The 19,222-nt window shown below is 61.2% G+C and carries 15 protein-coding genes; 9 read left to right on the top strand and 6 right to left on the bottom strand.

The window, feature by feature from the left end:
- Positions 1-5 precede the first annotated feature (5 nt).
- The 9 genes from murD (at position 6) to lpxC (ending at position 10,499) form a co-directional block, all read left to right on the top strand.
- The gene (gene murD, locus AC1Q6Y_RS05090; RefSeq protein WP_057713362.1) at positions 6-1,352 is read left to right on the top strand and encodes a UDP-N-acetylmuramoyl-L-alanine--D-glutamate ligase; all 1,347 of its coding nucleotides are present in this window, start codon (positions 6-8) and stop codon (positions 1,350-1,352) included.
- Positions 1,349-2,566, top strand: a complete 1,218-nt coding sequence (ftsW, locus tag AC1Q6Y_RS05085; protein ID WP_056726220.1) for a putative lipid II flippase FtsW — start codon at positions 1,349-1,351, stop codon at positions 2,564-2,566. Before murD ends, ftsW begins: the two co-directional genes overlap by 4 nt.
- Positions 2,556-3,626 carry an undecaprenyldiphospho-muramoylpentapeptide beta-N-acetylglucosaminyltransferase gene (gene murG / locus AC1Q6Y_RS05080; RefSeq protein ID WP_218494226.1) on the top strand — a complete coding sequence of 357 codons (1,071 nt, stop codon included), beginning with the start codon at positions 2,556-2,558 and terminating at the stop codon, positions 3,624-3,626. Before ftsW ends, murG begins: the two co-directional genes overlap by 11 nt.
- The gene (gene murC, locus AC1Q6Y_RS05075; RefSeq protein ID WP_007989894.1) at positions 3,619-5,079 is read left to right on the top strand and encodes a UDP-N-acetylmuramate--L-alanine ligase; all 1,461 of its coding nucleotides are present in this window, start codon (positions 3,619-3,621) and stop codon (positions 5,077-5,079) included. The genes murG and murC overlap by 8 nt, the downstream gene beginning before the upstream one ends.
- The gene (locus tag AC1Q6Y_RS05070) at positions 5,076-6,059 is read left to right on the top strand and encodes a D-alanine--D-alanine ligase (RefSeq protein ID WP_492624115.1); all 984 of its coding nucleotides are present in this window, start codon (positions 5,076-5,078) and stop codon (positions 6,057-6,059) included. Before murC ends, AC1Q6Y_RS05070 begins: the two co-directional genes overlap by 4 nt.
- Positions 6,060-6,063: 4 nt before the next feature.
- On the top strand, positions 6,064-6,933 hold the full coding sequence (locus AC1Q6Y_RS05065) for a cell division protein FtsQ/DivIB (protein ID WP_057713366.1): 870 nt from the start codon (positions 6,064-6,066) through the stop codon (positions 6,931-6,933).
- A gap of 15 nt (positions 6,934-6,948) precedes the next feature.
- Complete coding sequence (ftsA, locus tag AC1Q6Y_RS05060) at positions 6,949-8,208, top strand: cell division protein FtsA (protein ID WP_007989901.1); 1,260 nt, start codon at positions 6,949-6,951, stop codon at positions 8,206-8,208.
- 73 nt (positions 8,209-8,281) lie between these two features.
- Positions 8,282-9,475 (top strand): cell division protein FtsZ, encoded by a 1,194-nt coding sequence (ftsZ, locus tag AC1Q6Y_RS05055; RefSeq protein WP_008016708.1) that lies wholly within the window; start codon positions 8,282-8,284, stop codon positions 9,473-9,475.
- A 112-nt stretch (positions 9,476-9,587) separates the two neighbouring features.
- On the top strand, positions 9,588-10,499 hold the full coding sequence (gene lpxC, locus AC1Q6Y_RS05050) for a UDP-3-O-acyl-N-acetylglucosamine deacetylase (RefSeq protein ID WP_007916984.1): 912 nt from the start codon (positions 9,588-9,590) through the stop codon (positions 10,497-10,499).
- A 172-nt stretch (positions 10,500-10,671) separates the two neighbouring features.
- On the opposite strand, the gene AC1Q6Y_RS05045 is transcribed toward lpxC, so the two are convergent.
- The 6 genes from AC1Q6Y_RS05045 to AC1Q6Y_RS05020 form a co-directional block, all read right to left on the bottom strand.
- Positions 10,672-12,174: a sensor domain-containing diguanylate cyclase gene (locus AC1Q6Y_RS05045; RefSeq protein WP_492624114.1), complete on the bottom strand. Its 1,503-nt coding sequence runs from the start codon at positions 12,172-12,174 to the stop codon at positions 10,672-10,674.
- Positions 12,175-12,421: 247 nt separating this feature from the next.
- Positions 12,422-12,646: a hypothetical protein gene (locus AC1Q6Y_RS05040; RefSeq protein WP_057713368.1), complete on the bottom strand. Its 225-nt coding sequence runs from the start codon at positions 12,644-12,646 to the stop codon at positions 12,422-12,424.
- A gap of 160 nt (positions 12,647-12,806) precedes the next feature.
- Positions 12,807-14,171, bottom strand: coding sequence for a heavy metal sensor histidine kinase (locus AC1Q6Y_RS05035; protein WP_492624113.1), 1,365 nt, complete (start codon positions 14,169-14,171; stop codon positions 12,807-12,809).
- Positions 14,161-14,838, bottom strand: coding sequence for a heavy metal response regulator transcription factor (locus tag AC1Q6Y_RS05030; protein ID WP_056726212.1), 678 nt, complete (start codon positions 14,836-14,838; stop codon positions 14,161-14,163). The genes AC1Q6Y_RS05035 and AC1Q6Y_RS05030 overlap by 11 nt, the downstream gene beginning before the upstream one ends.
- 9 nt (positions 14,839-14,847) lie before the next feature.
- Complete coding sequence (locus AC1Q6Y_RS05025) at positions 14,848-17,949, bottom strand: multidrug efflux RND transporter permease subunit (protein ID WP_492624112.1); 3,102 nt, start codon at positions 17,947-17,949, stop codon at positions 14,848-14,850.
- Positions 17,946-19,106: an efflux RND transporter periplasmic adaptor subunit gene (locus AC1Q6Y_RS05020; RefSeq protein ID WP_057713371.1), complete on the bottom strand. Its 1,161-nt coding sequence runs from the start codon at positions 19,104-19,106 to the stop codon at positions 17,946-17,948. The genes AC1Q6Y_RS05025 and AC1Q6Y_RS05020 overlap by 4 nt, the downstream gene beginning before the upstream one ends.
- Positions 19,107-19,222: the final 116 nt, after the last annotated feature.

Raw genomic sequence — 19,222 nt, 5'->3', positions numbered from 1 at the left:
AACAAGTGTCTCTGATCGCTTCTGACCACTTCCGCATCGTTGTCGGCCTCGGCAAGAGCGGCATGTCCCTGGTTCGCTTCCTGGCGAACCGGGGCGTGGCGTTTGCCGTGGCCGATACGCGGGAAAATCCACCGGAACTGGCCGCGCTCAAGCGTGACTATCCGCACGTGGAAGTGCGTTGTGGCGAGTTGGATGTCGAGTTCCTGTGCCGCGCCGACGAGCTCTACGTGAGCCCCGGCCTGGCGCTGGCGACCCCGGCCCTGCAGGCCGCCGCCGCCCGTGGCGTGAAATTGTCCGGCGACATAGAGCTGTTCGCGCGTAACGCGAAGGCGCCGATCGTGGCCATCAGCGGCTCCAATGCAAAAAGCACCGTGACCACGCTGGTCGGCGAAATGGCGGCTGCGGCTGGCAAGCGAGTTGCCGTCGGCGGCAACCTCGGCACCCCGGCGCTGGACCTGCTCAGCGACGATATCGAGTTGTACGTGATGGAGCTGTCGAGTTTCCAGCTGGAAACCACCGACCAACTCAACGCCGAAGTGGCGACCGTGCTCAACATCAGCGAAGACCACATGGACCGTTACAGCGGTCTGCCGGCCTACCACCTGGCCAAGCACCGGATCTTCCGTGGCGCCAGGCAGTTTGTGGTCAATCGCCAGGACGCTTTGAGTCGTCCGCTGATGGGCGAAGGGCAGCCATGCTGGACCTTCGGCCTGAGCAAACCCGATTTCAAGGCTTTCGGTATTCGTGAAGAAGACGGCGAGAAATACCTGGGCTTCGAATTCCAGAACCTGATGCCAGTGCGCGAATTGAAGATTCGCGGCGCCCACAACCAGTCCAACGCCCTGGCGGCCCTGGCCCTGGGCCATGCGGTCGGCCTGCCGTTTGATGCCATGCTGTCGAGCCTACGCACCTTCGCCGGTCTCGAGCATCGCTGCCAATGGGTCCGCGACCTCGACGGCGTGGGTTACTACAACGATTCCAAGGCCACTAACGTCGGTGCCGCACTGGCGGCCATCGAAGGCCTCGGCGCGGACATCGACGGCAAGATCGTGCTGATCGCCGGTGGCGACGGCAAGGGTGCCGAGTTCAAGGACCTGCGCGATCCGGTGGCGGCCAACTGCCGCGCCGTGGTCCTGATGGGGCGTGACTCCGACAAGATCGGTGAAGCCATCGGCGATGCCGTGCCGCTGATCCGCGCCGGCTCCCTGGTCGAAGCCGTCGAGCAATGCCGCGCTGCAGCCCAGCCGGGCGACGTGGTTCTGCTGTCGCCTGCCTGCGCCAGTTTCGACATGTTCAAGAACTACGAAGACCGTGGTCACCAGTTCGTCCAAGCCGTGGAGGATCTGGCATGAGCCTCAAAGGCATCATCAAGCCGTATCCATCGCCGCTCATCACCGGGCGCGGTATCGACCTCGACTTCCCGATGCTCGCCGGCTGCCTGACGCTGCTCGGCCTGGGGCTGATCATGATCGCCTCGGCATCGACCGAAGTGGCGGCCGTGCAGTCGGGCAGCGCCCTGTATTACATGATTCGCCACCTTATTTACGTGGTGCTGGGCCTGGGTGCCTGCATCGTCACCATGATGATCCCGATTGCCACCTGGCAACGCCTGGGCTGGCTGATGCTGCTGGGGGCGTTCGGCCTGCTGGTGATGGTGATCATCCCGGGGATCGGCCGTGAAGTGAACGGTTCGATGCGCTGGATCGGATTCAGTTTCTTCAACGTCCAGCCATCCGAGATCGCCAAGGTGTTCGTGGTGATCTACCTCGCCGGTTATCTGGTGCGTCGCCAGAAAGAAGTGCGTGAAAGCTGGATGGGCTTCTTCAAGCCGTTCATCGTGCTGCTGCCGATGGCGGGCCTGCTGCTGATGGAGCCGGACTTCGGTGCCACCGTCGTGATGATGGGGGCCGCGGCGGCGATGCTGTTCCTTGGCGGCGTCGGGTTGTTCCGCTTTTCCCTGATGGTGGTCCTGGCCGTCGGCGCAGTGGTGCTGTTGATTCAAATGCAGCCGTATCGAATGGCGCGTCTGACCAACTTTGCCGACCCATGGGCCGACCAGTTCGGTGCTGGCTATCAGTTGTCCCAGGCATTGATCGCCTTCGGTCGCGGCGAATGGCTGGGCGTGGGCCTGGGCAACAGCGTGCAGAAACAGTTCTACCTGCCGGAAGCCCACACTGACTTCGTGTTCTCGGTCCTGGCCGAAGAGCTGGGTGCGGTGGGTTCGTTGTGCACCGTGGCACTGTTTGTCTTCGTGTGTATTCGTGGCATGTACATCGGTTTGTGGGCTGAAAAGGCCAAGCAGTTTTTCGCAGCTTATGTGGCATACGGTCTGTCGTTCCTGTGGATCGGCCAGTTCCTGATCAACATCGGCGTGAATGTCGGCCTGCTGCCGACCAAGGGGCTGACCCTGCCGTTCCTCAGTTATGGCGGTAGTTCGTTGGTGATTTGCTGCGCCTGTCTCGGCTTGTTGCTGCGCATCGAGTGGGAAAGTCGAACCCACTTGGGCAGCGAAGAGATGGAGTTCCATGAGAGCGACTTCGCCGAGGAGCCGAACCATGGGCGCTAACGTCATGATCATGGCTGGCGGTACCGGTGGCCACGTGTTCCCGGCGCTGGCCTGTGCCCGCGAATTCCAGGCGCGCGGCTACACCGTGCACTGGCTCGGCACCCCGCGTGGGATCGAGAACGAACTGGTGCCGGCGGCCGGTATCGAACTGCATCGGATCAATGCCAGCGGTCTGCGCGGCAAGGGCAAATTGTCCCTGCTAAAGGCACCGTTCATGTTGTTCAAGTCGGTCTGGCAGGCGCGGGCGATCATTCGCCGTCTGCAGCCGGTCTGCGTCGTTGGCTTTGGTGGGTTTGTGACCGGTCCTGGCGGCGTCGCGGCCAAACTGGCCGGTGTACCGGTGATCGTTCACGAACAGAACGCCGTTGCCGGTACCGCCAATCGGTTGCTGGTGCCGTTGGCCGCCCGAGTCTGTGAAGCGTTCCCCGACACCTTTACCCTGTCGGACAGCCGCCGAACCACCGGTAATCCGGTGCGCACCGAGCTGTTCCTCGAGACATCGCGACCTGCCCTGGCCGGTCGCAAGGCGCGTTTGCTGATCCTGGGCGGAAGTCTGGGCGCAGAACCGTTGAACAAGTTGCTGCCTGAAGCCCTGTCGCAAGTCGCTGCCGATTTGCGTCCGGAAGTGTTCCATCAGGCCGGCAAAAACCACGATGAAGTGACTGCAGAGCGTTATCGCGCGGCTGGCGTCGAGGCGCAGGTGCAGCCCTTCATCAAAGACATGGCCCAAGCCTACAGCTGGGCCGACCTGGTGGTATGTCGCGCCGGCGCGCTGACCATCAGTGAACTGGCCGCCGCCGGTCTGCCCTCGATGCTGGTGCCTTTGCCTCACGCCATCGATGATCACCAGACCCGCAACGCCGAATATTTGGCCCGTGAAGGCGCAGCCTTCCTGATGCCACAAAGAACGACTGGCGCAGCGGATCTTGCCGCTCGCCTGACAGAGGTCCTGATGCAACCACAACGACTCAACGAAATGGCTACCGCGGCACGCCGCCTGGCCAAACCCGATGCCACCCGTAACGTGGTCGATAGCTGCCTGGAGGTGGCCCATGGTTGAGAGTCAGAAAGCCATGCCGCAACCGGAAATGCGCCGTATCCGTCGCATCCACTTCGTCGGTATCGGCGGTGTGGGCATGTGCGGGATTGCCGAAGTGCTGCTGAACCTGGGTTATGCCGTGTCCGGCTCTGACCTGAAGGCTTCGCCGGTGACTGAACGCCTGGAGTCCTTCGGCGCGCAGATCTTCATCGGCCATCGCGCCGAGAACGCCGCGGCCGCCGACGTGCTGGTGGTGTCGAGCGCCGTGAACACGTCCAACCCGGAAGTCGCTACCGCGCTGGAACGCCGTATCCCGGTGGTGCCACGTGCAGAGATGCTGGCTGAGCTGATGCGTTATCGCCACGGTATCGCCGTTGCCGGTACCCACGGCAAAACCACGACCACCAGCCTGATCGCTTCGGTGTTCGCCGCCGGTGGCCTGGACCCGACATTCGTGATCGGTGGTCGCCTGAATGCCGCGGGCACCAATGCCCAGCTTGGCACCAGCCGCTACCTGATCGCCGAAGCCGACGAAAGCGACGCCAGCTTCCTGCACTTGCAGCCGCTGGTGGCTGTGGTCACCAACATCGACGCCGATCACATGGCGACCTACGACGGTGACTTCAACAAGCTGAAGAAAACCTTCGTCGAATTCCTCCACAACCTGCCGTTCTATGGCCTGGCCGTGGTGTGCCTGGACGATCCGGTGGTGCGTGAAATCCTCCCGCAGGTCAAGCGTCCGACCGTTACTTACGGCTTCGGCGAAGACTGCGACGTGCGCGCCATCAACGTGCGCCAGCAAGGCATGCAGACCTTCTTCACCGTACTGCGTCCCGACCGCGAGCCACTTGATGTTTCGGTGAACATGCCGGGCAACCACAACGTATTGAATGCCCTTGCGACCATCTGCATCGCCACCGACGAAGGCGTCAGCGATGAAGCCATCGTCCAGGGCCTGTCCGGGTTCCAGGGGGTCGGCCGACGCTTCCAGGTCTACGGCGAACTGCCGGTGGACGGCGGCAATGTGATGCTGGTCGATGACTACGGTCACCACCCGACGGAAGTCGCGGCCGTGATCAAGGCCGTACGCGGTGGCTGGCCGGAGCGCCGCCTGGTGATGGTCTACCAGCCGCACCGTTACAGCCGCACCCGTGACCTGTACGACGATTTCGTCAATGTGCTGGCCGACGCCAACGTACTGCTGCTGATGGAAGTCTATCCGGCCGGCGAAGAGCCGATTCCGGGCGCCGACAGCCGCAAGCTGTGCAACAGCATCCGTCAGCGTGGCCAGCTCGACCCGATCTACATCGAGCGTGGCGTCGACCTCGCGCCAGTGGTCAAGCCGCTGCTGCGCGCCGGCGACATCCTGCTGTGCCAGGGCGCCGGTGATATCGGCGGTCTTGCACCAAAACTGTTGAAAAGTGAGTTGTTCGCCGGTGCCGTTGCCGCGCCGGAGAAGGGGAAGTTGAAATGACTGTTGCCTACGCCAACCTGGTCTCCACGATCGCGCCGAAAGACTTCGGCCGCGTCGCCGTGCTGTTCGGCGGCAAGAGCGCCGAGCGTGAGGTCTCCCTGAAGTCGGGTAACGCCGTTCTGGACGCACTGCAAAGCGCCGGTGTGGACGCGTTCGGCCTCGACGTGGGCGATGACCTGCTGCAGCGTCTGCTCAACGAAAAAATCGACCGCGCCTTCATCATCCTCCACGGCCGTGGTGGTGAAGACGGCAGCATGCAGGGCTTGCTCGAATGCCTGGGCATTCCGTACACCGGCAGCGGCATCCTGGCTTCGGCCCTGGCCATGGACAAACTGCGCACCAAGCAGGTCTGGCACAGCCTGGGCATTCCAACCCCACGTCACGCGGTACTGAGCAGCGAGGCCGATTGTATTTCGGCGGCGACGGAACTGGGCTTCCCTTTGATCGTCAAACCGGCCCATGAAGGTTCAAGTATCGGTATGGCCAAAGTGAGTTCCGCGTCCGAATTGATCGACGCATGGAAAGCGGCCAGTACCTACGATTCGCAAGTGTTGGTCGAGCAATGGATTCACGGTCCGGAGTTCACCATCGCCACCCTGCGTGACCAGGTGTTGCCACCGATTGCCCTGGGTACCACGCACAGCTTCTACGACTACGACGCCAAGTACATCGCCAACGATACCCAGTACCGCATTCCGTGCGGTCTGGACAGCGCCAAGGAAAAGGAACTCATGGACCTCACGGCGAAAGCCTGTGAAGCGCTGGGTATCGCCGGTTGGGGCAGGGCAGACGTGATGCAGGACGCCGAAGGGCAGTTCTGGTTCCTGGAAGTCAACACCGCACCGGGCATGACCGATCACAGCCTGGTGCCGATGGCGGCCCGTGCCGCCGGTCTGGATTTCCAGCAACTGGTTCTGGCCATTCTGGCCGAGAGCGTTGCCGGCAAGACTGCCGGTAACCAAGAGTCGACGAGAGGTTAAGGCCATGCAAGGCGCTCAGCTCAGACATCAGCCCACCGCACCGACCGGCCGCAAGCCGGTACCGCGGGGTGCCAGCCGAATGGTGGCCAAAGAGCCGATGTCCGCGCGCCTGCCGAAAGCCAACTTCGGTTTTCTCAAAGCGTTGTTCTGGCCGGTACTGCTGGTGGCTTTGGGGTTCGGTACTTACGAAGGCGCGACACGGTTGTTGCCGTATGCCGACAGGCCGATCACCAAGATCAACGTGCAGGGCGACCTGAGTTACATCAGCCAGCAAGCGGTGCAGCAGCGGATCGCCCCTTACGTGGCGTCGAGCTTCTTCACCATCGACCTGGCGAGCATGCGCACCGAGCTGGAACAGATGCCATGGATTGCCCACGCCGAGGTGCGCAGGGTGTGGCCGGATCAAGTGGTGATCCGCCTGGAAGAACAACTGCCGGTGGCCCGTTGGGGCGACGAGTCGCTGTTGAACAACCAGGGCCAGGCCTTCACCCCGCGCGAGCTGGCGAACTATGAACACCTGCCACAGCTGTTCGGCCCACAGCGGGCTCAGCAGCAAGTGATGCAGCAATACCAGGTACTGAGCCAGATGCTCAGGCCGCTGGGCTTCTCGATTGCACGCCTCGAACTGCGTGATCGCGGCAGCTGGTTCCTGACCACCGGCCCCGGCAGTGCGGGTCCCGGGATCGAACTGCTGCTGGGACGCGGCAACCAGGTGGAAAAGATGCGCCGTTTCATCGCCATCTATGACAAGACGCTCAAAGAACAGATTACGAACATTGCGCGCATCGATCTGCGCTACGCCAACGGCCTCGCTGTTGGCTGGCGGGAACCTGTAGCGCCCACGGCAGCCCAACCCGCTGTCGCGAAGAATTAAGAAGAGGCAGGACCCATGGCAAACGTGCAAAGCGGCAAAATGATCGTCGGTCTCGATATCGGCACCTCCAAGGTGGTGGCGCTGGTGGGCGAGGTCGCGGACGACGGCACGCTGGAAATCGTCGGGATCGGCACCCATCCGTCCCGTGGCCTGAAAAAAGGCGTGGTGGTGAACATCGAGTCCACCGTGCAATCGATCCAGCGCGCCATCGAAGAAGCGCAGCTGATGGCTGGTTGCCGCATTCACTCGGCGTTCGTCGGCGTGGCCGGTAATCACATCCGCAGCCTGAACTCCCACGGCATCGTGGCGATTCGTGATCGCGAAGTCAGCTCGGCGGACCTTGAGCGTGTGCTCGACGCTGCCCAGGCCGTGGCGATCCCGGCTGACCAGCGCGTGCTGCACACCCTGCCGCAGGATTACGTAATCGATAACCAGGAAGGCGTCCGCGAACCGCTGGGCATGTCCGGCGTACGTCTGGAAGCCAAGGTCCACGTGGTCACCTGCGCCGTCAACGCTGCGCAGAACATTGAAAAATGCGTGCGCCGCTGCGGTCTGGAAATCGACGACATCATTCTCGAGCAACTGGCTTCCGCGTACTCGGTACTGACCGATGACGAGAAAGAGCTGGGCGTGTGCCTGGTGGACATCGGTGGCGGTACTACCGACATCGCGATCTTCACCGAAGGCGCGATCCGTCACACCGCGGTGATCCCGATTGCCGGTGACCAGGTGACCAACGACATCGCCATGGCGTTGCGCACTCCGACCCAGTACGCCGAAGAAATCAAGATCCGCTACGCCTGTGCCCTGGCCAAACTGGCCGGTGCCGGTGAAACCATCAAGGTACCAAGCGTTGGCGACCGTCCACCGCGTGAGCTGTCCCGCCAGGCCTTGGCCGAAGTAGTCGAGCCGCGCTACGACGAGCTGTTCACGCTGATCCAGGCCGAACTGCGCCGCAGCGGCTACGAAGACCTGATCCCGGCCGGCATCGTGCTGACCGGCGGTACGTCGAAGATGGAAGGCGCTACCGAACTGGCCGAGGAAATCTTCCACATGCCGGTGCGCCTGGGCGTGCCTCACGGCGTGAAAGGTCTGGATGACGTGGTACGCAACCCGATCTATTCCACCGGCGTCGGCCTGTTGATGTACGGCCTGCAGAAGCAGTCCGACGGCATCTCGTTCTCGGGCATCGGCAGTCGCGACAGCTACAGCAACGAAGAGCCACAGGCTCCGCTGCTGGACCGCCTGAAGAAGTGGGTCCAGGGCAATTTCTGAAGATTTACCGCAATACCGTTACACCGAAGCACGCAGTAGGCGAAAAAACTAGAGAATGTAAAGGAGAGGGAAAATGTTCGAACTCGTAGACAACATCCCCGCAAGCCCGGTAATCAAAGTTATCGGTGTCGGCGGTGGCGGCGGCAACGCTGTCAACCATATGGTCAAGAGCAACATCGAAGGCGTCGAATTCATCTGCGCCAACACCGATGCTCAAGCGCTGAAAAACATCGGCGCGCGGACCATCCTGCAACTGGGCACCGGCGTGACCAAGGGCCTGGGCGCTGGCGCCAACCCTGAAGTCGGCCGTCAAGCCGCTCTGGAAGACCGTGAGCGCATTGCCGAAGTGCTGGCCGGCACCAACATGGTGTTCATCACCACTGGCATGGGCGGCGGTACCGGTACCGGTGCTGCGCCGATCATCGCCGAAGTGGCCAAGGAAATGGGCATCCTGACCGTTGCGGTCGTGACCCGTCCGTTCCCGTTCGAAGGCCGCAAGCGTATGCAGATCGCCGACGAAGGCATCCGCATGCTCTCCGAAAGCGTCGACTCGTTGATCACCATTCCCAACGAGAAGCTGCTGACCATCCTCGGTAAAGACGCCAGCCTGCTGTCGGCTTTCGCCAAGGCAGACGATGTACTGGCCGGTGCCGTCCGCGGTATCTCCGACATCATCAAGCGTCCGGGCATGATCAACGTCGACTTCGCCGACGTGCGTACCGTGATGAGCGAAATGGGCATGGCAATGATGGGCACTGGCTGCGCCAGCGGTCCGAACCGTGCACGTGAAGCCACCGAAGCGGCCATTCGCAACCCGCTGCTCGAAGACGTGAACCTGCAAGGCGCTCGCGGCATCCTGGTGAACATTACCGCCGGTCCGGATCTGTCCCTGGGTGAATACTCCGACGTGGGTAGCATCATCGAGGCATTCGCCTCCGAGCACGCGATGGTCAAGGTCGGTACCGTTATCGATCCGGACATGCGCGACGAGCTGCACGTGACTGTCGTTGCCACAGGTCTGGGCGCTAAAATCGAGAAGCCTGTGAAGGTCATCGACAACACCGTTCACACTTCGATGGCTGCACAGCCACAACAACAGGCCCCTGTTCGTCAGGAAGCTCCAGCGGTGAACTACCGTGACCTGGACCGTCCGACCGTCATGCGCAACCAGGCTCAGGCCGGGGCTGCGACTGCCGCGAAGATGAATCCGCAAGATGATCTGGACTACCTGGACATCCCGGCTTTCCTGCGTCGTCAGGCCGATTGATGGAATGTATCAGGGCTATGAAGGTGATTGGTGTTCAGCAAAGGCGTGGTCTGCTATCATCGCCAGCCTTTGTTGATACCAGTTCGCAATTTGCGCTGAAGCGGCCCAAGCCATGATTAAACAACGCACACTGAAAAATATTATCCGTGCCACAGGTGTAGGCCTGCACTCCGGGGAGAAGGTCTACCTGACCCTCAAGCCTGCGCCTGTCGACACTGGCATTGTGTTTTGTCGCGCTGACCTCGACCCTGTGGTGCAAATTCCTGCCCGCGCGGAAAACGTCGGTGAAACCACTATGTCGACCACGCTGATAAATGGCGACGTCAAAGTGGACACGGTAGAGCACTTGCTCTCGGCCATGGCTGGCCTGGGCATCGATAACGCCTACGTCGAGCTCTCCGCGTCCGAAGTCCCGATCATGGATGGTAGCGCTGGACCCTTCGTATTCCTGATTCAATCGGCAGGCCTGGAAGAACAGGACGCCGCCAAGAAATTCATCCGCATCCTGCGTGAAGTGACAGTGGAAGACGGCGACAAGCGCGCCACTTTCGTCCCTTTCGAAGGGTTCAAGGTGAGCTTCGAGATCGATTTCGATCACCCGGTTTTCCGGGACCGCACCCAAAGTGCAAGCGTGGATTTTTCCAGCACTTCGTTCGTAAAAGAAGTCAGCCGCGCCCGTACTTTCGGTTTCATGAGTGATATCGAGTACCTGCGCAAGCACAACCTCGCACTCGGCGGCAGCGTTGAAAACGCTATTGTGGTCGACGCCGATGGCGTACTGAACGAAGACGGCCTTCGCTATGAAGACGAATTCGTGAAGCACAAGATTCTCGATGCAATTGGTGACCTCTACCTGCTGGGCAATAGCCTGATTGGTGAGTTCAAGGGCTTCAAGTCCGGCCACGCACTGAACAACCAGCTGCTGCGCAAGTTGATTGAGCAGACAGATGCCTGGGAAGTCGTGACGTTCGAAGACGCCAGCACTGCACCGATCTCTTACATGCGCCCGGTTGCGGCCGTGTAAGCAAAAAACCTCTCTAGTTTTTAAAGGCTACCTTCGGGTGGCCTTTTTTTATGTCCGAAGTTTGTAGTGCCTGGGCTGGCCTCATCGCGAGCAAGCTCGCTCCCACAGTTGATTGCATTCCCCTGTGGGAGCGAGCTTGCTCGCGATGGCGTTCTCCCATCCAATGAAAATCCTATTCGACACAAACCACCCGGTTACGCCCCCCTTCCTTGGCCTGATACAGCGCCTTGTCGGCACTGAACAGCAATTGCTCCAGGTTGATATCGCTGGCCGCCGTCCAGGTGGCAATACCGATACTCACACTCATCGGCGGTCCACCGACGTCCACCAGTGGCAGTTTCTGCACCGCCTCGCGGATGTGCTCGGCGATCTGCTTCGCGCCTTCACTGTCAGTTTCGGCCAGGATCACCGAAAACTCCTCGCCGCCATAGCGAGCCACCAGATCCGTCGGGCGATGGACATTGGCGCGCAGGACCCCGGCCAACGCCCGCAAGGCTTCGTCGCCGGCCTGATGCCCGTGCCGGTCATTGAAGGCCTTGAAGTGATCGGCATCGATCATCAGCAACGACAACGGCCTGCCACTGCGCTGCGCACGAAACCATTCATGGCGCAGGGTCTGATCAAGGGATCGACGGTTGGCCACGCCGGTCAAGGCATCGGTGGCCGCCAGTTGCGCCAATTCCTGCTCGGCACTTTGGCGCCGTCGCAGCTCGCGGCAGAGCAGCCAGGTCAGCCACAACAGGCCGATGCACAAGACCCCTGTTGCACCGCTGATCACATAGGCCGTGCGGTTCCAGGTGGCGAACACTTCGTCGATGGAAAGGGCCACGATGACGGTCAGCGGCAGATTGCCGACCCGGGTAAAGGTGTACAGGCGCCGTTGATGATCGACACTCGACACGCTTTCAAAGGTACCACTGCGCTCGCGCAGCATGCGTGCGACGTTGGGACGGCTGGAGAAGCTTTTGCCGATGGCGTTTTGCTCCCGGTACGGTTTCTGCGCCAGGAGGATCCCGTCATCGTTAATGATGCCCAGCGTACTGCCGTTGCCGATGTCGAGGCTGTTGAACAGTTGGTCGAAGTAGCTCATGCGCATCGACGCCACCGCGACCCCCAGAAACTCACCCGTGGGCGAAGAAATGCGCCGGCTGAAACTGATGCGCCATTCGTCGCTGTCATCGCAGTCGCAGCGTGGCTTGAACGGTCGGCTGATAAACATGCCGGTGTCGCGATTGGAGACATGGGCCAGGAAATAATCGCGGTCAGCGAAGTTGCCCGGTTTCGGCTCGATCAATGATGAGTCGGCCAGCACGTCGCCGTGCTTGTCCAGCAGCAGGATGTCGCCCTTGTAGCGCGCAGTGGTGGAGCGGTCGAACAGCACCAGATGACGGATCTGCGGTGCAACCTGTTTAAGGTCGTCCCGTTGGGCGGCGGCGATCAGGCCCTGCAAGGTCAAGTCATAGAGCTCGACCGTACGCAGGACATCGGTATCGATCAGTTGCGCAATGGTGGTCGCGCTGCGTGTGGCGGTCTGCTGGGCGTAGGCGTGTTCGCGGATCAGCAGGAAAGTGACGATGCACAGGATCGAGATGACGGTCAGGGTACTGCCGAAGATCACCATGATCTCGGGTCGCCCGGTCGGGCCTTGAAAATGTGCAGTGCGGCTTGCGGTCATAGGGCTGACGTTCGCTAAAGGGACGCTCTAAGCGTAGTTGCATAAACGTAGCAGCCGAGTGAATCGTTCCCGTTGCTCGAACGATTGATCCTGGGTGTGGGCATCAGTGACTTTCGTTGCGCAAATTGCAATGAAGGCCGAGTCGCCACTATAAAAAAAGCCGCTGACAGCAGCGGCTTTGAAGACAACTTCTCAAAGGGAAGAGCCGATGAAAAGTGTCGAGGGAAACGGGAGTGATCGGTGCGGGTCAGCTGTCTTTCTCGGCCAGTGGCTGGGCCTGGATGCTGGATGCCTGCGGGGCTTGGGAGTCTTGAGCAGCCTTGGCCGTCATCTCGATCTGATGCTCTTCGAACGTTGCAGCGCGTGCGGCGTTATGCGCGACGAAAGTCTGCGATTCTTCCGCCATCGCCAATGGCGACAGGAACAAAGAGGACAAAACGAAAGCGCTGGCAATACCCATACTGTTGGACATTTTTAAAACCTTCTTGCTTGGCAAGTGCTGTTTGGTGCGGGCAAAGATAAGGATATGAGGCGAGGGGAAAAAGAGCGGATTCATGAAAGGACTGTTGCGCTTATGGCAATAGTTGATTGGCCGCTTATATGTGTTCAACCCAATCCAATGTGGGAGGGTTTCAGACGGGAAGATGAATCCCGAAAGTATTCATCCCATGATCACTGCGCACGAACACATCGCCGCCATGCATCAGCGCAATTGCCTTGACGATGGCCAGCCCCAGACCGTGATTGTGGCCGCTGTTGCTGCGCGACGCATCGACCCGGTAGAAGCGTTCGAACAGGCGCGGCAGATGTTCGTTGGCAATCGGCGAACCCGGGTTGGCGACGCCGATGCTGACTTGATGCTCCTGGGCTTCGATCCGCACTTGAATCACCTGCCCGGGCGCGGTGTGCTGCACCGCATTACTCAGCAAGTTGATCAACGCCCGGCGCAGATGGGCGATCTCGATGCGCACCTGCGCGTCACCATTGACCTCAACCTGGACCTGAGCGTCTTCGAGAATGAAATCCAGATATTCCAGGGTCGTGGCCACCTCATCGGCCAGCGAGGTTGAGGTGAGCTTGGTCGCCTTGCTGCCCTGGTCGGCGCTGGCGAGAAACAGCATGTCGTTGATGATCGAACGCAGTCGCTCAAGCTCTTCGAGGTTCGATTGCAGCACTTCGAAGTAGTGCTCGGCGGAGCGCCCGCGGGTCAATGCGACCTGGGTCTGGCCGATCAGGTTGGTCAGTGGCGAGCGCAGTTCGTGGGCGACATCGGCGTTGAATGACTCAAGGCGCGAGTAGGCTTGCTCGACCCGTTCCAGGGTCGAGTTGAACGAGCTGACGAATTGATCGAGTTCCGGCGGCAACGGTGACAATCGCAAGCGCCCCGAGCGCAACGGCGGGGCCAGGCGCTGGGCTTCCTGGGACAGTTTGATCAGCGGCTTGAGCCCGATCCGCGCCACCCAATAACCCAGTGCCGAGGCCAGCAGAACACCGGCAATCGCCAGGCTGATCAGTGCGACCAGCAGGTGATGCTGGGTATGGAAAAACGTTTCGGTGTCGATGGCGATCATGAAGCGCAACGCTGGGCGCTGGTCCTTGGCCGGAAACTCGCTGACCAGCACTTTCAGCGGATACGGGTGCTCCGGCAGATGCATGTCGCGCGTGCCCAGCGGGCCTTGGGCAAAGGCACGGATCTGCGAGGTCAGGTTGCCGTATTCGTAGTGTGGATCGCCGCTGATGATCCAGAAACTGATGCGCTTGTCTTCTTCGCTCAGCAGGTTGAGCTTGTTGTTGATCTTCACCCAGTGCTCAGGCGTGCCGTAACGGCCGACCGTGGATTCGAGCACGCTGTAGCGCGCATCGAGTTCGGCTTCTGGCAGCAGGCCCAGGCCCTTGTCGACCTGCTGGTACAGCGCCCAGCCGATCAGCAGGAACACCAGCAGCGCCACCAGCGTGAACATTGCGCTCAGACGCAGGGCGATGGAATTACTGGACACCACGGCTCTCCAGCACATAACCCATGCCACGAATGGTGTGCAGCAGTTTCTCTTCGAACGGCCCGTCGAGCTTGGCCCGCAGGCGTTTGATCGCGACTTCGACGACGTTGGCATCGCTGTCGAAATTGATGTCCCAGACCATCTCGGCAATGGCGGTTTTCGAGAGGATTTCACCCTGGCGCCGGGCCAGCACACTGAGCAGCGAGAACTCCTTGGCGGTCAGGTCCAGGCGTGTACCGGCGCGGGTGGCCTTGCGGCTGATCAAATCTATCCACAGGTCGGCGATGCTCACTTGCACCGGTTCATGACCGCCGCTGCGCCGGGTCAGCGCTTGCAGGCGTGCCACCAGTTCAAGGAAGGAAAACGGTTTGCCCAGATAGTCATCGGCGCCTTCACGCAAGCCCTTGATGCGGTCTTCCACACGCTCGCGGGCGGTGAGCATGATCACCGGGGTTTGCTTGCGCGCACGCAGGGCGCGCAACACACCGAAGCCGTCGAGGCCCGGCAGCATGACGTCGAGGACGATCACCGCGTAGTCGCTCTCCAGCGCCAGGTGCAGACCTTCCACACCATCGCGGGCCAGATCCACGGTGAAACCCTGTTCCGTCAGGCCGCGATGTAGATAGTCCGCGGTTTTTTCTTCGTCTTCGATAATCAGAACGCGCATGACCCCGCCTCAGTCTGTGGTCGCCAGCACCGGTTCTGGCGCAGGTTTAGGTCGATGGAATAGCCGCTCAAGCCACAAGTATATGACCGGCGTGGTGAACAGCGTCAGTGCCTGGCTGACCAGCAAACCGCCGACCACCGCGATCCCCAGGGGCTGGCGCAATTCGGCGCCGGTGCCATAGCCGAGCATCAACGGCAGAGCGCCGAGCAGGGCGGCGAGGGTGGTCATGATGATCGGCCGGAACCGTGTGATGCAGGCCTTGAAAATCGCTTCCTCAGGCGACATTCCGCCATTGCGCTGCGCTTCGAGGGCGAAGTCGATCATCAGGATGCCGTTCTTTTTCACGATACCGATCAGCAACACCAGCCCGATCAGCGCCATGATCGAAAAGTCCTGGCCGCAGATCCACAGCATGATCACCGCGCCGAGGCCCGCCGAAGGCAAGGTCGAAATGATCGTCAGCGGGTGCACGAAGCTCTCGTAGAGCACGCCGAGAATGATGTACACCGCCAACAGCGCCGCCAGGATCAGCCACGGCTGGCTGGCCAGCGAACTCTGGAACGCCTGGGCCGCGCCCTGGAAATTACCGCTGATGGCGGTCGGCATGCCAATGTCGGCCTTGGCCTGGTTGAGCATGATCACCGCATCGCCCAGTGCCACGCCGGGGGCCAGGTTGAACGACAGGTTGGCGGCGGGGAACATCCCGTCATGGGCGATGGACAGCGGGCCGACAGTCGGCGCATCGAACCTGGCCAGGGCCGACAGCGGCACCATTTCCCCGCTCAGGGGCGAGCGCAGGTAGAAGTAGTTGAGGCTTTCGGCCTTGCCGCGCTGCTTTGTATCCAGTTCCAGGATCACGTTGTACTGGTTGATCTGGGTCTGGAATTCATTGACCTGACGCTGGCCGAAAGCATCGTACAGGGCTTCGTCGACGTCACTGGCGGTGAGGCCGAAACGTGCAGCGGCGCTACGGTCGATGCTGATGTGGGTGATGCTACCGCCCAGTTGCAGGTCGTTGGAAATATCGCGGAACGCCGGGTTGCTGCGCAGTTTTTCCGTCAAGCGTTGGGTCCAGGTGCTGAGGGTCGCACCGTCGTTGCTCTTGAGCACGTATTGGTACTGGGCGCGGCTCGGGCCGGAGCTGAGGTTGATGTCTTGCCCTGCACGCAGGTACAGGACGATGCCCGGGACTTTCATCAGTTGCGGGCGAATCCGGTCAATGAATTCGCTGGCCGAAACATCACGGTCGCCGCGCTTTTTAAGGGCGATCCAGAAGCGACCGTTAGCGATGGTCTGGTTGCTGCCCGAGACGCCGACCGAGTGGGAAAATGCTTGAACCGCAGGATCAGCGGCGACGATTTCGGCCATCACCAGGTGTTTTTTCACCATGTCGCCGTAGGAAATATCCGCAGCTGCTTCGGTGGTACCGAGAACGAAGCCAGTGTCCTGAATCGGGAAGAAACCTTTAGGGATAAAGATGTACCCGGCGACGGCCAACCCCAGGGACAAACCGAACACGCCGATCATCAATTTCTGGTGGGCGAGGGCGTGGCGCAGGCCTTTTTCGTACCACGCCAACAGGCGCTCACCGAACCCCGGTTTGTCGTGGGCATGATGCACGGGCGCGCGCATGAACAGCGCAGCGAGGGTCGGTGCCAACGTCAGCGAAACCACCACCGAAATCATGATGGTGGAGGTGGCGGTCAGGGCGAACTCCTTGAACAGCCGGCCGACCACACCGCCCATGAACAGCAGCGGAATGAACGCCGCCACCAGCGAGAAACTAATCGACACCACGGTAAAACCGATCTCGCCGGCGCCCTTGATCGCCGCCTCGCGCATGCCGTCGCCGGCCTCCAGATGCCGGTGAATGTTCTCCACCACCACGATCGCATCGTCCACCACAAAGCCCACGGCGACCACGATCGCCACCAGCGTGAGGTTGTTCAGGCTGAAGCCCATGACGTACATCAGCGCAAAGCTGGCGATCAGCGACACACCGAGCACTGCCGACACGATCAGCGTGGCCGACAGTTGGCGCAGGAACAGCGCCATCACCGCCACCACCAGCATTACAGCGATCATCAAGGTGATTTCCACCTCGTGCAGCGAAGCGCGGATGGTCTGGGTGCGGTCGATCAACACCTTGACCTGCACCGAGGCGGGCAACATCGCTTGCAGCGCCGGCAGCGCGGCCTGAATGCGATCCACGGTCTCGACGATGTTGGCGCCTGGCTGGCGGAAAATCACAAGGTTCACGCCCGGTTGCGAACCCGCCCAGGCCTGAACGTAGGCATCTTCCGAACCGTTGACGACTTTCGCGACATCCTTGAGGTGAACCGGTGCACCGTCCTTGTAGGAAACGATCAACTGGCTGTATTCGTCGGGGTGGAACAACTGGTCGTTGGTCGACAGGGTTGAAATGCTTGATTCGCCGTACAGCGCCCCTTTGGCCAGGTTGAGGCTGGTCTGCTGGATCGCCAGGCGAATGTCCGCCAGGGTCAGGCCGATGGCGGCGAGTTTGTCGGCGGACACCTGGACACGGATCGCTGGACGCTGCTGACCGGTGATGACGACCTGTCCTACACCGTCGACCTGACTGAGCTGACGGGACAACAGGGTTTCCGTCAGGTCGCTGAGCTCCGGGCCAGGCATCAGCGAGGAGTTGACGCTGAGGATCAGCACCGGGCTGTCGGCCGGGTTGACCTTGCGCCAGGTTGGCAGGTTCGGCATGTCCTTGGGCAGTTTGCCCGCGGCGGTGTTGATCGCCGCCTGCACTTCCTGGGCGGCGGTGTCGATGCTCTTGTCGAGGGTGAATTGCAGGGTCAGGTTGGTCGAGCCCAGTGCACTGCTCGAGGTCATCTGGGTTACGCCGGGAATGGCACTGAATTGCACTTCAAGGGGCGTGGCCACCGAGGAAGCCATGGTTTCCGGGCTGGCGCCGGGCAGTTGCGCGGCCACCTGGATGGTCGGGAATTCTGCCTCCGGCAACGGCGCTACCGGCAGGCGCGGAAACGCGATGACACCCAGCAGCACCAGGGCGAACGTCAGCAGGACCGTGGCCACCGGGTGGTCGATGCACCAGGCTGAAATCGAACCATGGCCCTTCATTGCGCCGCCTCCGATCGCACCACCTGAGGTGGCTCGGTCAGCACTTGCACAGTAGCGCCGGGCTTGAGCCGCGACTGACCATCGCTGACCAGTACATCACCCGGCTTCACACCCTTGATGATGTCCTGGCCGCTGCCTTGATAGACCATCTGCACCTGCACGGCTTCGACCTTGTCCCCATTGACCCGGTACACGAAGTGCTGGTCGAGGCCGCGTTGTACGACTGTCGGCGGCACCACCAGCGCGTCTTTATCCAGGGCTGTCTGAATCTTTACCGTCACCAGCAGGCCCGGCCAGAGTTTCTGTGCGTCGTTGTCGAATTCGGCTTTGGCGCGGATGGTGCCGGTGTTGGCGTTGATCTGGTTGTCGATCAGGGTCAGGTGACCTTCGCCGAGCAGGTTGCCGGTTTCGCCGTCGGTGTCGGCCCCGATGTAGGCCTTGACCCGAGCGTGCTGTGGGTCGTTGATCAGGCCTTGCAGGGTCGGCAGCATTTGCTGCGGCAGGGAGAATTCCACAGCGATCGGGTCGATCTGGGTCACGGTGAACAGGCCTTGGGTGTCGGTCATGCGCAGGAAGTTGCCTTCGTCGACGGTACGAATGCCGACACGACCGCTAACCGGGGAGCGAATTTGTGTGTAGGAAAGCTGTACCTCGGCGGAGTCAATCGAGGCCTGGTTACCTTGGGCGGTGGCCTTGAGCTGGTTGACCAGGGCTTGTTGCTGGTCGTAAGTCTGCTTGGACACGCCGTCGTCGACACTCAACAGCTTGTAGCGCTTGAGGTTGACCAGCGCCACTTGCAGTTGCGCCTGGCTTTCGCCCAGTTGTGCCCGGGCCTGGTCGAGGCTGGCGCGGATCGACCGGTCGTCGATGGTGGCCAGCAGGTCGCCTTTTTTCACCAGTTGGCCTTCCTTGACCAGCAATCTGGTGAGGATGCCGTCGATTTGCGGGCGGACCACGACGCTGTGCAGGGACAGTACCGAACCGATGCCGCTGACGTAGCGCGGTACGTCTTTTTCGGCGACGGCGACCACGCGCACCGGGATGGCGGTGGGGGTGGCGAGTTTGGCCTTGGCCGGTTTGGTGGCGTACCACAGGCCCAGCGCTGCCAGGACGATCAGAAGGGCGACGAGCAGGGCGGATTTTTTCTGGATTCGCATGCGAGTGGGGCGCCGGGGCTGGGTGGTCGGTAGGTGGGTAAGGTAGTTTCCTTTATAAACCTGTTTGCTGGTCAGGAGGGTGACGGCTAACTGACGGCGCTGTCAGTTTGCGGTTT

This window comes from Pseudomonas sp. GW823-FHT06E10 (assembly GCF_058794995.1).
Note: the sequence above shows the minus strand (reverse complement) of the source record. Positions and strands in the feature narration are given on the sequence as shown.